This is a genomic window from Mycolicibacterium arcueilense (genome assembly GCF_058536225.1).
In genome coordinates, this window is record NZ_JBZTYL010000026.1 from 329973 (window position 1) to 343497 (window position 13525).

Below are 13525 nucleotides of genomic sequence, written 5' to 3' on the forward strand. Positions count from 1 at the left end.
GCTGGAGTCGGCCTACTGGGGGAAGCCGGCGATCCCGGCGAGTCCGTTGAGCGCGCCGAGGTTGTTCAGGATCGAGCCGTCGCCGATCGACGACATCATCTGCGGGCAGTACATCTGGATGGCGATGCCCGTGAAGAACGACGCCATCTGGGGCGACATGCCGCCGTCACCGCGCATCTGGGAGGCCACCGACGCGAAGTCCTTGCCGGGCTCGACCAACATCGGACAGACCTCCTGGCCCATCTGGACGGCCGCGCCGGGGTCGCCGTAGCCCACCCCGGCGTTGTTCAGGGCGTTCAAGAACGAGCTGTCGGTCGTCGGGTCCGGGACCGGTGCCGGGGCCGGATCGGCCTGTGCCGGGACGGCCACCGCGAGAGCGACGGAAACAACACCTACGGCGGTCAGGAGGGCGCGAGCGGCCATATTCAGCTCCTCAGCTGTCACGCAGAACCCTTAGATCGCTCTGCTCACTTGGGCAACAGTGGTTCACCAGGGTCACAGGAACAACACGTTTCGATAAAAGTTCGCGCACTATGCGTTTCCTGTGCCACTGCCGTGACGTCGACATGCTTGTCGAGCGGTCAGTCACCATTGTTGTCGTAAACGGTCCCCGGATAGTTACTCGCATCGGGAACATCTCAATACGGGGGCACAGTTGTGTTGAACGCAGCTGTGCCTTGAACCACACCGAGAGGAACGCGTAGATGGCTCCCCAAGATCAGAAGGCCTCAGGCCACAAGGACACCGCCGGCTTCTGGTTCGACCCGCTGTGCCCGTGGTGCTGGATCACCTCGCGCTGGATCCTCGAAGTCGAGAAGGTCCGCGATATCGACGTGCAGTTCCACGTCATGAGCCTCGCTGTGCTCAACGAGGGCCGCGACCTGCCCGAGAACTATCAGGAACTGATGAAGAAGGCGTGGGGCCCGGTTCGGGTCGCCATCGCCGCCGAGCAGCTCAAGGGGCCGGAGATCCTCGGCCCGCTCTACACCGCGATGGGCTTCCGGATCCACAACCAGGACAACAAGGACCTCGACACCGTCATCGCGCAGGCACTCGAGGAAGTCGGCCTGCCCGCCGAGCTGGCCGAGGCTGCCGACACCGACAAGTACGACGAGGCGTTGCGCAAGAGCCACCACGCCGGCATGGACGCCGTCGGTGACGACGTCGGCACCCCGACCATCCACGTCAACGGCGTCGCGTTCTTCGGCCCGGTGCTCTCCAAGATCCCGCGCGGCGAAGAGGCCGGCAAGCTCTGGGACGCATCGGTGACGTTCGCGTCCTACCCGCATTTCTGGGAGCTCAAGCGGTCGCGTACCGAGGCGCCGCAGTTCGAGTGAGGGTGAACTTCACCCAAAATCGCGATTCCGGTTGCGTAACACCGTGGCTCACGCCACGGTGTACGGATGACAGCGGCTGAGCCCAGCACCGACGGCTCGTACCGGGACCGAATCGCCGCCGTGGAACCGGGCGGCAACGAGCACATCGCCGACGCCGACCGGCACGGAAAACCCAGCCAGTTGTTCTGGACCTGGACGTCGCCGAACCTGGAATTCGCCACCATCTTCCTGGGTGTGCTGGCGGTCTCCGTCTACGGCATGACGTTCTGGCAGGCGGTGGCCGGCCTGGCGGTCGGCACCGGACTCGGCGCGCTTGCGCATTACTTCCTGTCCAAACGCGGGCCACTGCACGGTGTTCCGCAGATGGTGCTGGGCCGGCTGGCATTCGGCTTCCGGGGCAATGCCGTGCCGTCGCTGCTGATGACGGTGACCGCGGGCATCGGCTGGTTCGCCACGAACAGCGTCAGCGGCGCATTCGCGTTGTCCACACTGTTCGGCATCGCGCCGGTGCTCGCCCTGGTTCTCGTGGTCGTGGTGCAGACCGCGCTGGCAGTGTTCGGGCACAACCTGGTGCAGGCCTTCGAACGCTGGGCGTTCCCGGTACTCGCCGTCATCTTCGCCATCACCTCGGTGGTGATCCTGAGCAAAGCGGACCTGGGCGCACCGGCGGTCACGGGCGGTGTCGGCGGCATGGGAGGTTTCCTGCTCACCGTGGGCACCGCGTTCGGCTACGTCGCGGGGTGGGCGCCCTATGCCGCCGACTACACGCGCTACCTCCCGCGGTCCGAGGCCGGCCCACGCACCGGATTCTTCGCTGCGGCAGGACTGTTCGTGTCCTGCATGCTGCTGCAGACGGTGGGTGCCGCGTCGGTGACCATCGGTCCCGCCATCTCGGACAATCCCACGTCCGCGTTCACCGCAGAGCTGGCGCCGTGGCTGGCCAGCCTGACCCTGCTGGCCATCGCCATCGGGGCGATTGCCGCCAACGCGATCAACATCTATTCGGGCGCAATGGCTTTCGTGACAATCGGGATCAAACTGCCGCATCACATCGCGCGGGCCCTGGCGACCGCATTCTTCGGGATCGTCGGATTTCTCATCGCCTGGTGGGCACTGGCCGACGCGGCGGCGAGCTACGAGGCGTTCCTGCTGATCATCGCGTACTGGATCGGACCGTGGCTCGGTGTGATGTTCGCCGACGAGTACCTGCGCGGTGACCAGCCCGTGGCGCACTTCCTCTACGACCGGTCCTACACCAACTGGGCCGGCCTGGTGTCGTTCCTGCTCGGCCTGGTGGTGTCCGTGACACTGTTCTGCAACCAGACGAAGTTCGTCGGGTACATCGCGCGGGAGGTTCCGCAGTTGGGTGACATCACGTTCTTCGTCGGCTTCCTCATCGCCGGAGCAAGCTATCTTCTGTTGTGCCGGTCCAAGCTCACCGCGGAACGGAAGGTGCCGGCATGACCCCGGAGCAGATGCTCGACGTCGCTGTCGAGGAGGCGCGAAAAGGGTTGGCCGAAGGCGGCATTCCGATCGGCGCGGCACTGTTCGGTTCGGACGGAACACTGCTGGGCGCCGGGCACAACCGGCGCGTGCAGAACGACGATCCGTCGATCCATGCCGAGACCGACGCCTTCCGGGCCGCTGGGCGCCAACGCGGCTACCGGTCGACCATCATGGTGACCACCCTCTCGCCCTGCTGGTACTGCAGCGGGCTGGTGCGTCAGTTCAACATCGGCGCCCTGGTGATCGGGGAGAGCCGGACCTTCACCGGCGGGCACGACTGGCTGGCCGAGCACGGCGTCGCGGTCACCCTGCTCGACGACGAACGTTGCGTGGCGATGATGGAGGACTTCATCGCCGAGCGGCCGGATCTGTGGGCGGAGGACATCGGCGAATGAGTGCCATCGCAACTGTGGACATGTCTCGCTGGTATGCCGGTGGGGCAGAAGCCGACGCGGTTGCCGCCGAGGTCGACGCCGGCCTGCAGCGCGCCGGGTTCATCGTGGTCACCGGACACGGCGTCGACACTGACCTGGCCAGCAAGGTGCGCGCGGCGAGTCGCGAGTTCTTCGCCCTGCCCGACGAGGTCAAACAGCGCTACTCGGTACCGGTCGGCGGGCACGGCTGGATCGGGCCCGGGGCCGAGGCCAACGGTTACGCCGAGGGCACCGAGACCCCGCCCGATCTCAAGGAGAGTTACAGCCTGGGCGCCGAAACCGCGACCGGCGACTCCGAGGTGGACCGGATCTGGTTCGCCCCCAACGTGTGGCCGGCCGAGGTGCCCGCGCTGCAGAGATTGGTCGACGAGTACACCGCCGCGATGCGCAAGGTCTCCGACGACCTGCTGGCGCTGTTCGCGCACGCCCTCGGACTGACGGGCAATCCCTTTGTCGCACTGGCTGACCGGCCGACGTGGACGATGAACATCAACCACTACCCGCCGGTCAGCGTGGTCGGGGAGCCCGAGCCCGGACAGTTCCGGATCGGACCGCACACCGACTTCGGCACCGTGACGATCCTGGACCGCGAACCCGGTGCCGGCGGGCTGCAGGTGTACTCCGAGCAGGAGGGTTGGGAGAACGCGCCGTGGGAGCCGGGATCGCTCACGGTCAACATCGGTGACCTGCTGGAGTATTGGAGCGGCCGGCGGTGGCCGTCGGGCCGGCACCGCGTGCTGCCGCCCCAGTCGCACGCCCCCGAGGAGGACCTGGTCTCGCTGATCTACTTCTACGAGGCCAACCACGACGCGCTCGTCACCCCGCTGGAGCCGCCCATCGGCAAGGTCGCGGGTCTGGAGCCCGTGACGTCATCGGCCTTCATCAAGGAACGCCTGGACGCCATCACCATCGGGTAGCGCGGCATCGACGGCATCGACGGCATCGAGATCGGCCAGTTGCTGCTCGTTGAGCACGAGGTCGCCGGCCGCCAGGTTCTCCTCCAGGTGGGCGATCGACGTCGTCCCGGCGATGAGCAGGGTATTGGGCGCGTGCGCGAGTAACCATGCCAGCCCGACCTGTGCGCCGCTGACGCCGAGGTCCGCGGCGATCCGTTGCACCACAGCGTTTTCGGCGACCTTCGGAAAGCCCGGGAATGCCGAGCCCAGCGGGAAGAACGGCACCCAGGCGATGCCCTGTTCGACGCACAGCGCCAGTTCGTCCTCATGGCTGCGGTTGATCAGGCTGTAGGCGTTCTGCACGCACACGATGCCGGCGGGCAGCGCCCGGCGCAGGGTCTCCAGGTCGATGTTGCTGATCCCGATCGCGCCGATCTTGCCTTCGTCGCGCAGCGCGATCATCTCCGCCAACTGATCGTCCAGATCAACGATCTGATCGCCCTCGGCGACCAACCCGGGGCCGATGTCGGCGCGCCGCAGGTTCACCACCGGAATCTGGTCCAGGCCGAGGCCGGCCAGGTCCAGCTCGACGGCGTGGCGCAGGTCGGCCGGATGCTGGGCGAGTGCGAGAGGTATCGGTCCGGTGGCCGGCCGGGCGCCGACCTTGCTCACGATGAGCAGATCGTCCCGGTACGGGGCCAGCGCGTCGCGGATACGGCTGTTCACCACACCGTCGTCGTAGAAGGACGCCGTATCGATGTGGTTGACGCCGAGCTCGACGGCACGGTGCAGCACGGCGGTGGCGTCGGCCTGGGGGAGCTCGCGTCCGAGCCCCATGGCGCCGTAGCCGATCCGCCCGACAAAGTGTCCGCCGATCGTGCCGGTGCCGCCGGGGTGCGATGTGGTCATGGTGCGCTCCTGGGATGCGATACTCGGAAGTGATGCGGAGGGACCTCCGTTTCACCACGCTAGCAAAACGGAGGAGCCTCCGCTATGGCTGAACGGGCCGACGCGCGACGCAACAGGGAACGCCTGCTCGCGGCCGCCGCGTCAGCGTTCGCCGTATCGGACGGTGCCGTGTCGCTGGAGGCCATCGCCCGCGACGCCGGTGTCGGCATCGGGACGCTCTACCGTCACTTCCCCAGCCGCGAGGCCCTCACCGAGGCCGTCTACCGTGCCGAACTGGCCGAGGTCTCCGCGTCCGCGGCCGAGCTGTCCAGCCGGTACCAACCGCCGGTCGCACTGCGCCGCTGGATGGACCGCTACGCCACGTTCGTCGCGGCCAAGAAGGGCATGGCCGAATCGCTGCGCACCATCTTCGAATCCGGCGCGGTCGACCACCGCGACACCAAGGCGAGCGTCACCGGTGCCGTCCAGACCCTGCTCGACGCCGGCATCACCGATGGAAGTCTGCGCGCCGATGTGCGGGTCGAGGACGTGGTGTCGAGCCTGCTCGGGATCTTCCTGGCCAGCGGCTCGGCCGAGCAGGCGCAGCGAATGCTCGATCTGCTGCTGGCAGGTATTCGAGCTGGTGCTGTGGCGACCTGAAGACGCGTTAGGGTTACCGGCATGCGCGTCTACATCGGTGCCGACCACGCCGGATTCGAGTTCAAGCAGACCATCATCGAGCACCTCAAGAAGACCGGCCACGAGCCGATCGACTGCGGTGCCTACACCTACGACGCCGATGATGACTACCCGGCGTTCTGCATCGACGCCGCGGTCAAGACCGTCGCCGATCCCGGCAGCCTGGGCATCGTGCTCGGCGGCTCCGGCAACGGTGAGCAGATCGCCGCGAACAAGGTGCCCGGCGCCCGCTGCGCCCTGGCCTGGAGCGTCGAGACCGCCAAGCTGGCCCGCGAGCACAACAACGCGCAGCTGATGGGCCTCGGCGGCCGCATGCACACCGAGGAGGAAGCGCTGGCCATCGTCGACGCGTTCCTGTCGACGCCGTGGTCGGAGGCCGAGCGCCACCAGCGCCGCATCGACATCCTGGCCGAGTACGAGAAGGACCACGTGGCCCCGCCGGTCCCCGGCGCGCCTGCCTGACCCATGCCCGAAGGGCACACCCTGCACCGGTTGGCCCGGCTGCACCAGAAGCGGTTCGGCCGGGCGCCGGTGGTGGTGTCCAGCCCGCAGGGCCGCTTCGCCGACGGTGCGGCCGCGGTCAACGGCCAGGTGTTCAAGCAAGCCGACGCCTGGGGCAAGCACCTGTTCCACCACTACGCCGGTGGGCACGTCGTACACATCCACCTCGGCCTGTACGGGACGTTCACCGAGGCGCCCGTTCCTCTGGGACTGCCGGTCGGCCAGGTCCGGATGCGGATCGTCGGCACCGAGTACGGCACTGATCTGCGCGGCCCCACGGTGTGTGAGGTGATCGCCGAGCCCGAGATCGCCGACGTGGTCGCGCGGCTCGGTCCCGACCCGCTGCGCAAAGATGCCGACCCTTCGTTGGCCTGGAAGCGGATCAGTAAGTCGCGCAGGTCAATTGGTGCGCTGCTGATGGACCAGTCGGTGATCGCCGGCGTCGGAAACGTATATCGCAGCGAGTTGCTGTTCCGTCATCACATCGACCCGTACCGGCCGGGCACCCACCTGAGCCAGACCGAATTCAACGACATGTGGACCGATCTCGTCGAGCTGATGAAGGTCGGCGTGCGCCGCGGCAAGATCGTCGTCGTCCGCCCCGAGCACGATCACGGGGCGCCGTCCTACGGTCCCGGCCGGCCCCGCACCTACGTGTATCGCCGGGCAGGGGAGGCGTGCCGGGTGTGCGGCGGAGCAGTGCGTACCGCAGAACTGGAGGCCCGCAACCTGTTCTGGTGCCCCGACTGCCAGGTGTGAGTGCGCGCCGGCGTCACGGACACGGGACAATCTCCCGGTGGAATTGATCCTCGTCGTCGTCGGAGCCATCCTCGTCACCGCGGCCGCGCATCGGCGTGGCCAGGAACCCGCCCTGATCATCGTTGTCATCGGCAGCCTGGTCTCGTTCCTCCCCGGCTTCGAACCTCCCGAACTCGATTCCCACATCCTGCTGACGGTGGTGCTGCCTCCGCTGCTGTATTCAGCCGCGCTGGACTTCTCGTTCCCGACGTTCTTCCGCAACATCCGCCCGATCCTGGGCCTCGGTGTCGGTCTCGTCGTGGTGACGGCCTTCGCCGTGGCAGCGGTGTCGTCCTGGCTGGTGTTGGTGCCGTTGACCTTCGGCCTGGCGCTGGTCCTCGGTGCGATCGTCGCGCCACCCGACGCGGTGACCGCCGTCGCGGTCGGGCGCAAGCTCGGTCTGCCCAAACGGGTGATGGCGATCCTCACCGGCGAGAGCCTGATCAACGACGCGGCCGCGCTCACCCTGTTCTCCATCGCGGTGGCGCAGGTGGCAGGCAGCCACACCTTCATCGAGAATCCGTTCCTGCTGTTCGGTTACAGCGCCACCATCGGCCCGCTGGTCGGGGCACTGCTCGGATATCTGACGCTGTGGATTCGCAAGCATCTGGACAATCCGGGCCTGGAAACCGTGCAGGGCCTGGTGGTCCCGTTCGCGGCGTTCATCACCGCCGAGGAACTGCACGCCTCCGGGGTGTTGGCGGTGGTGGTCGCGGGCTTCGTCGTCGGTAACGGTGCGATGGGAGCGGGGTACCAGACCCGGCTGCAGGAGCGGTACGTCTGGAACTCGTTGGATGTGCTGCTCGAGGCGTTCGTGTTCGCCTACATCGGGCTGCATCTGCGGTTCGTCCTGGAACATCTGAACGAGGCCCACGAGTCGCTGGCCGAGGTGGCGATCGCTTCGATGATCGTGTTGGTGATCGTGCTGTTCATCCGCCCGCTGTCGGTGTTCCTGATGTTCGGGCGCAACAAGCTTTCCCGGCACGTCGAGAGCAAGTTCAGCGTGCCGGTGCCCGACGGCTCACGCGGCGCACTCGGTGTGCGCAGACGAAAGCCCAGGGCGCGCTGGCGCAGGATGATCGATCGCCGCTCGCTGAGTTGGCGGGAGAACCTCGTGGTGTCCTGGACCGGGATGCGCGGCGTGGTGACGTTGGCGGCGGCCGCCGCGATCCCGGCCACCACGGCAACCGGCGAGCCGTTCCCGGAACGCGCCACCATCCAGGCCATCGCGTTCGTGGTGAGCGTGGGCACTCTGCTGATCCAGGGCTGGACCCTGCCGCTGCTGATCCGCCGGCTCAACCTGTCCCGGTTCTGCGACGACCATGCCGCCGACCGGGAAGAGGAAATCAAGGCCGAACGGGTGGTGCACGACGCGGCCGACGACGTGCTCGACGCGTTCGAGGCAGACCCGCCCGACGGACTGGATCCCCATCTGGTGACCGAGATTCGGGCGGTGATCGCCCGGCATTCACAGGACGCCGACGAGATGCCGGACCCCGAGGCGCTCACCAAACGGGCCACGGTGTTCTCGAGTCTGTACCGCGATGTGCTTGCGGCACAACGCGGGGCGCTCATCACCGAGCGCGACGAGGGCCGGATCGAGGACGAAGCGGTGCGGGCCATGCTCGAGCGCCTGGATCTGCAAGAGGCCGGTGTCTCGGCGCGTCTGGAGAGCCGCCTCTAGGGGTTCCGCGGGTCAGAAGCCCCCGAAATCACCGCCGAAGTCGCCGAAGCCGCCACCATCGAAACCGCCGCTGTCCCAGCCGCTGGCATCGGTGCCGCCCCAGTCGCCGCCGCCGTCGGCTCCGCCGGTATCGCCACCGTCGAAGCCGCCACCGTCCTGGCCTGCGGCGAAACCATCGGAATAGCCGTCACCGTAACCACTTTCGAAGCCCTGAGCGCCGTAGCCGACTCCGTGCATACCCGAGAACATCGCGTCGAAAAGCAGCACCGAGCCCAGGCCCCAGGCACCGGCCACCAGCGCCGGCTTCCACCACGGCTCGGAATACCAGCCGGCGGGCACCGGGCGCCCGGCTACGCGGCCGCCGGGGTAGTAGTTCGGGGTGCGCTGCGATGGGGTGGGGGAGGCCTCGATCTCGCGGCCCTCGAAGTTGACCCGGCGGTCCTCGGTGACCTCGCCGGCCGAGCGCTGCCCGGTCAACGACTCCAGCTCCGGACCCGGATCCATGCCCATCGCGGTGCGGGCCGCGCGCACGTAGTAGAGCCCCTCGATGGCGCTCTCCTTGGCCAGCGCGGCCTGTTTGGTGGTGGTGGCCTGATCGATCTGGGAGGACGCCGCGGTGTAGCGCTCCGAGGCGTCGGCCAGCGCCTGCTTGGATGCGTCGTCGGAGCCGGTCAGGTTGAGCACCTGCCCGCCGAGACGCTCGATCAGCCGGCGGGCGTCAGCCTTGGCGTCGGCCAGTGACTCCGCGGAGCGGCGACCGTTGGCCTGCGACGAGCTGTAGACAGCGAACGCGATCGCAGCGATGACCAGGACGATGAGTACCAGCAAAACGCTGTTCATGGCGTCTAGCGTACCGACGGGAACCAGTGCTTCCGGGTTCTCGAAGGGAACTCAAATTACGCCGAGAGCGGAGTAAACCTCGTTCGACAGGGCGACCGTACGGGGGTCGGCATTGCACTTGGTGGCGTCGAAATAGTTCATCACGTACGCGTATCCGATCCGGTGCTCCAGGTCGACGAAGGCGAACGAACCGCCCGACCCGCCGTGCCCGAAGATGCCGGTGTTGGGTCCGGCGACCCCGCGCTGGTTGAGCATGTAACCCAGACCCCAGCCGTGATCGGCGACCCGCGCACCCAACACCACGTCGGCGTCGAAACCGCCCTGCGAGACCCGGCAGCGCTCCATGTGCTCCCGGGTGAGCAACTTCTCCTGGGCCAGTGCGTTGTAGACGGTCGCCATGCCGAGTGCCGAGACGTGTGCGTTGGTGCTCGGGAATTCCGCTGCGCGCCACGCGTCCAGAGCTTGCACGCCCAGTTCGTCATCGGGCACGAAGTCCATCGACACCGCCCAGCCGGCCATCGGATGGTCGGCAAGCGAGGCCGGCGGTCCGTCGACGTGGTTGTCGGCCAGCAGGCTGCGTACCGACGGCTTGTTCACCATCTCGGCGCACCGGTGATGCTGCCAGGCGGGCAAACCGATGTGGATATCGGCGCCCAACGGTTCGGCGACCTCGGTGCGCAGGTACTGACCGATGGTGCGGCCGGTTACCCGGCGCACCACCTCGCCGAGGATGAACCCGAACGTCACCACCTGATAGCCCTGCGCGCTGCCGGGCGGCCACCACGGAGTCGCGGCCGCGATCCGGGCGCACACTGCGTCCCAGTCGGTCACCTGTCGCCAGTCCATCGGTTCGCGCGGACCGATCACGCCCGAGCGATGGCCCAGCACCATCGCGACGGTGATGTTCTGCTTTCCGGCCTGGCCGAACTCGGGCCAGTACCGCGCGATCGGTGCATCCAGATCGATCTCACCGCGGTCGGCCAACAGGTGGACGCAGGTGCTCAACAACCCCTTGGATCCCGAGTACACGCTGGCCAGGGTGTCCTGCTGCCATGGCCGGCTGCCTGCGGCATCGGCCGATCCGCCCCACAGGTTGACCACCAGATCGCCCTCAACCCAGACCGCGACAGCGGCGCCGACCTCTTTGTGGTGGGCGAAGTTGTCCGCGAAGGCATCGCGCACCCGGGCGAATTCCGGTGCGCAGGTGCCTGCGATCAGGGTCGTAGCGGGCATTCGTCTCCTGCACAAGTGCGGTGGCTTTACGGCAGCGGTGCGCGTAGTTGTCTGCTTGCGCTGCCATCTTCAAGATCGGTCGACGGTCCGCACCTGTTACTCACGGTAGGCGGATGGCAACCTTGGAGCATCCCTGCGGCACAGATCGCAAGCCGTTCGAGACGGGGTCGTGATGGTCGGTGCCGCTTCTCGACCCTGCGAGCCGCTGCGCGCCGATTTCTACCCCAGGGTCGCAGATTGCGCGTGGTGACGACCCTCAGGTGGAAATCGACGAGGGGAAGTTCTGGCTGGGTGTCATCGTCTGCGCAGGTGCGCCAGGCCCGGACCTTGTAACTCGGCAGCGACCGCACCGACCCGTCCCGTCATCGCCAGCAGCAGGGCCTCGCCCGGTCCGTGGATCTCGGTCCCGCGGCCGGCCGACCAGTTCTGGTCGGTGGCGAGTCTGGTCGGCTAGGCATTTCCTGGTGCTCCAGGTTCAGCGGATCTCAACGCGTCCCTGACAAAGGGCAGGTGACGAATCTTTCGTGGTGTCCGTGACGATGACCTTGGCGGCGATTTTCACCGTGCAGGTCACGACGGCGCCTGCGGTCAGGGGACGTGCGATCAGCAGGAACTCATTAGGCCGGGTGTGAGTGACTTCCTTACTCCACGGCAGGTCGACCTTTTCCACAAATTCGTTGCCTGGGAAGACGATCTGTGCAGTGCCGGTGCCGGTGACTTCGTAGCTGACGGTCACGCCGCGGCTCCGTTCGTAGAATTTGAAGCCGATGAAGCCCCCGACGGCGAGGACAATGACGGTCAGGATCGCGAGCAGAACCCACAGCCAGATCTTCTGATTCTTGGGCGGCGGGGGCGGAGCGTAGTAGACAGGGGCGTAGGGCTGCCCGGGGACAGGTTGGCCCGGGTACGGCTGAGGCGGCATATTCGGCGACGGAATCTGCTGCCAGCCGCTGCCTCCCTGCGGATCACCCATCGTCGCCCCCGTTGCTCAAAAGCCTGACTTAGTCAACGAGATCTAATCAGGTCGCAACGGGAGACGAGGCTCGGGCTCCGGCGATTCGGTCGGATGCGCAACCTAGAACCGCCATATTCGTTTTGACGGGCAGAGGTACGAATTTCGGCTCCGCGATTATCGGCGATACGTCTCCCGGGAATTCGCATCTGCTCGGCCACGGCATATGTACGGCATATGCACGAGCGACTCCGCCGATCCTGGGAGGGATCGGCGGAGCCCAGGTGCCCTGCTTCAGTGACCGACGGGCGTGCCACGTCGGCCCGAAAGGCCGGTGTAGACCGCGATCAGCACGATCGCCACCACGACGCCCACGACGAACGGGATGATCTGGAACCCGCCGTTCGCGTTGCTGTATCCGAAGGCCGAAGTGATCCAGGAGCCGAGCAGGGCTCCGGCGATCCCGAGCAAAACGGTCATGAGTGTGCTCAAGTTCTGCCTACCGGGCATGATGAGTCGCGCAAGGACGCCGATAATCGCGCCGACGACGATTGCGCTGATAATTGCTCCGATCATCTCGCTGCCTTTCGTTCAAGCCGACTTCCTTTTCGTCGGTGTGATGTACACCACTGTCCTCCGAAATTCGGTTGTCGGCCCGCGCCGAGATGTAGTCGATACCCAGCAGTCGCCGACCCGTCGGTAAACCGGTCGGGCCCGTCGGGTCCGAAACCGCACGTAGACCGCTATGACCGCGCGATAATCGGCCTCGTGTCCGTTGCGCTCTGGGTGCTTGCCGCGGTGTTCGCCATCGGGGCCGTCGCCGGTGGGTTGCTGCGGATTCGTGCCTGGCTCGCCAAGCCCGTGCCACCCGAAGTGATCGAGGCTGCGCACCGTGATGACGACAAAGATGACTAGTGCCGTGCGGATGGCCCTCGTCGGTGCGTTCGCGGCCGGGACTGTAGCGATCGGGTATCCGGTCGCTCATGCGGATCGAGTCGAACCGCCGCCGCTGTACGGGCACTACAAACTGTTCATCGACTTCTCGAAGCAGACGTTCAACGGTATGCCGACACCGATGAATCCGATGACGGTGCCCGTCGAATTCACCACCGACTGCGACGTGAACGGATGCGTTGCGCGCATGGACAATTCGGACGATCACGCTCGCAACCCGGGTGCCCCGGTGGCACATGAGTACCGCTGGAACGGCAACCGCTGGGAGACGAGCGGTGAGTATCCCTACTTCTGCGATCGCAGTGACCCGAACAGCGCAGTGCAGGCCCGGCGCTCGGATCACTGGATCCCGAACCCGGACGGCAGTTTCTTCGGAGAACGCACCCTCATCACCGAGGGACCCGGTTGCCCCGGTGAGGGACCAGGTACCCATCGGCTGCCGATATCGCTGACACCGATCGAGGCACCGTGACCGGTGCTCCCACAAACAAAAAACCGCCCCATCGGGGCGGTTCAATGGAGCGGGCGACGGGAATCGAACCCGCGTAGCTAGTTTGGAAGACTAGGGCTCTACCATTGAGCTACGCCCGCATGTGCAGCATCAGCACTGTACCGGGGTGCCCCCGATCAAATCCAATTGGAGGCTTCCCGTGTCGAGGCCGTAGTATCTCGCGTGGTCCTTTTGCAGGTTGTCGCCCGCGGATCGACCACGCATTACGGGGTGTAGCGCAGCTTGGTAGCGCATCCGCTTTGGGAGCGGAAGGCCGCAGGTTCAAATCCTGTCACCCCGACCATCCGGCAAG

The 13525-nt window shown here is 66.5% G+C and carries 16 protein-coding genes and 2 tRNA genes; 11 read left to right on the forward strand and 7 right to left on the reverse strand.

Annotated elements, in window-relative coordinates:
• Positions 1–12: 12 nt before the first annotated feature.
• Positions 13–423: a DUF732 domain-containing protein gene (locus AC4LGL_RS25740; protein ID WP_491841227.1), complete on the reverse strand. Its 411-nt coding sequence runs from the start codon at positions 421–423 to the stop codon at positions 13–15.
• Between the two features lie 281 nt (positions 424–704).
• Between AC4LGL_RS25740 and AC4LGL_RS25745 the strand changes: the two genes are divergently transcribed.
• The 4 genes from AC4LGL_RS25745 to AC4LGL_RS25760 all read left to right on the forward strand — a co-directional run bounded on the left by AC4LGL_RS25745 (position 705) and on the right by AC4LGL_RS25760 (position 4194).
• Positions 705–1337 (forward strand): mycothiol-dependent nitroreductase Rv2466c family protein, encoded by a 633-nt coding sequence (locus tag AC4LGL_RS25745; protein WP_491841228.1) that lies wholly within the window; start codon positions 705–707, stop codon positions 1335–1337.
• Positions 1338–1403: 66 nt separating this feature from the next.
• Positions 1404–2801 (forward strand): purine-cytosine permease family protein, encoded by a 1398-nt coding sequence (locus AC4LGL_RS25750; protein ID WP_491841229.1) that lies wholly within the window; start codon positions 1404–1406, stop codon positions 2799–2801.
• Positions 2798–3238, forward strand: a complete 441-nt coding sequence (locus AC4LGL_RS25755; protein WP_055115642.1) for a nucleoside deaminase — start codon at positions 2798–2800, stop codon at positions 3236–3238. The genes AC4LGL_RS25750 and AC4LGL_RS25755 overlap by 4 nt, the downstream gene beginning before the upstream one ends.
• Positions 3235–4194 (forward strand): isopenicillin N synthase family dioxygenase, encoded by a 960-nt coding sequence (locus AC4LGL_RS25760; protein ID WP_491841230.1) that lies wholly within the window; start codon positions 3235–3237, stop codon positions 4192–4194. Before AC4LGL_RS25755 ends, AC4LGL_RS25760 begins: the two co-directional genes overlap by 4 nt.
• On the opposite strand, the gene AC4LGL_RS25765 is transcribed toward AC4LGL_RS25760, so the two are convergent.
• Entirely contained in the window at positions 4147–5082 is a 936-nt protein-coding gene (locus tag AC4LGL_RS25765) for an aldo/keto reductase (RefSeq protein ID WP_491841231.1), read from the reverse strand. The two genes, AC4LGL_RS25760 and AC4LGL_RS25765, sit on opposite strands and share 48 nt — an antisense overlap.
• A gap of 84 nt (positions 5083–5166) precedes the next feature.
• Between AC4LGL_RS25765 and AC4LGL_RS25770 the strand changes: the two genes are divergently transcribed.
• Genes AC4LGL_RS25770 through AC4LGL_RS25785 form a run of 4 tightly spaced genes read left to right on the forward strand, consistent with a single transcriptional unit; the run spans position 5167 to position 8743 of the window.
• Positions 5167–5721 carry a TetR/AcrR family transcriptional regulator gene (locus AC4LGL_RS25770; protein WP_491841232.1) on the forward strand — a complete coding sequence of 185 codons (555 nt, stop codon included), beginning with the start codon at positions 5167–5169 and terminating at the stop codon, positions 5719–5721.
• Positions 5722–5742: 21 nt separating this feature from the next.
• Positions 5743–6222, forward strand: a complete 480-nt coding sequence (locus AC4LGL_RS25775) for a ribose-5-phosphate isomerase (protein WP_003879932.1) — start codon at positions 5743–5745, stop codon at positions 6220–6222.
• A 3-nt stretch (positions 6223–6225) separates the two neighbouring features.
• The gene (locus tag AC4LGL_RS25780) at positions 6226–7020 is read left to right on the forward strand and encodes an Fpg/Nei family DNA glycosylase (RefSeq protein ID WP_491841233.1); all 795 of its coding nucleotides are present in this window, start codon (positions 6226–6228) and stop codon (positions 7018–7020) included.
• Between the two features lie 37 nt (positions 7021–7057).
• Positions 7058–8743 (forward strand): cation:proton antiporter, encoded by a 1686-nt coding sequence (locus AC4LGL_RS25785; RefSeq protein ID WP_491841234.1) that lies wholly within the window; start codon positions 7058–7060, stop codon positions 8741–8743.
• 12 nt (positions 8744–8755) lie between these two features.
• Here the strand turns inward: AC4LGL_RS25785 and AC4LGL_RS25790 are convergent, their stop codons facing one another.
• The 4 genes from AC4LGL_RS25790 to AC4LGL_RS25805 all read right to left on the reverse strand — a co-directional run bounded on the left by AC4LGL_RS25790 (position 8756) and on the right by AC4LGL_RS25805 (position 12344).
• Positions 8756–9583 carry a DUF1542 domain-containing protein gene (locus tag AC4LGL_RS25790; RefSeq protein WP_491841235.1) on the reverse strand — a complete coding sequence of 276 codons (828 nt, stop codon included), beginning with the start codon at positions 9581–9583 and terminating at the stop codon, positions 8756–8758.
• A gap of 51 nt (positions 9584–9634) precedes the next feature.
• Positions 9635–10816, reverse strand: a complete 1182-nt coding sequence (locus AC4LGL_RS25795; RefSeq protein ID WP_491841236.1) for a serine hydrolase domain-containing protein — start codon at positions 10814–10816, stop codon at positions 9635–9637.
• Between the two features lie 475 nt (positions 10817–11291).
• Positions 11292–11789: an MmpS family transport accessory protein gene (locus AC4LGL_RS25800; protein WP_491841237.1), complete on the reverse strand. Its 498-nt coding sequence runs from the start codon at positions 11787–11789 to the stop codon at positions 11292–11294.
• 273 nt (positions 11790–12062) lie between these two features.
• Positions 12063–12344, reverse strand: coding sequence for a GlsB/YeaQ/YmgE family stress response membrane protein (locus AC4LGL_RS25805; RefSeq protein ID WP_039380771.1), 282 nt, complete (start codon positions 12342–12344; stop codon positions 12063–12065).
• Positions 12345–12536: 192 nt separating this feature from the next.
• Between AC4LGL_RS25805 and AC4LGL_RS25810 the strand changes: the two genes are divergently transcribed.
• On the forward strand, positions 12537–12683 hold the full coding sequence (locus AC4LGL_RS25810) for a hypothetical protein (RefSeq protein WP_088304406.1): 147 nt from the start codon (positions 12537–12539) through the stop codon (positions 12681–12683).
• A complete protein-coding gene (locus tag AC4LGL_RS25815) occupies positions 12676–13194 on the forward strand; it encodes an MBOE_33420 family protein (RefSeq protein ID WP_491841238.1) in 519 nt (172 codons plus the stop codon). Before AC4LGL_RS25810 ends, AC4LGL_RS25815 begins: the two co-directional genes overlap by 8 nt.
• Before the next feature lie 45 nt (positions 13195–13239).
• Here AC4LGL_RS25815 and AC4LGL_RS25820 read toward each other — a convergent pair.
• A tRNA-Gly gene (locus AC4LGL_RS25820) sits at positions 13240–13313 on the reverse strand.
• A gap of 126 nt (positions 13314–13439) precedes the next feature.
• Here AC4LGL_RS25820 and AC4LGL_RS25825 point away from each other — a divergent pair.
• Positions 13440–13516 (forward strand) — tRNA-Pro (locus tag AC4LGL_RS25825).
• Positions 13517–13525 lie beyond the last annotated feature (9 nt).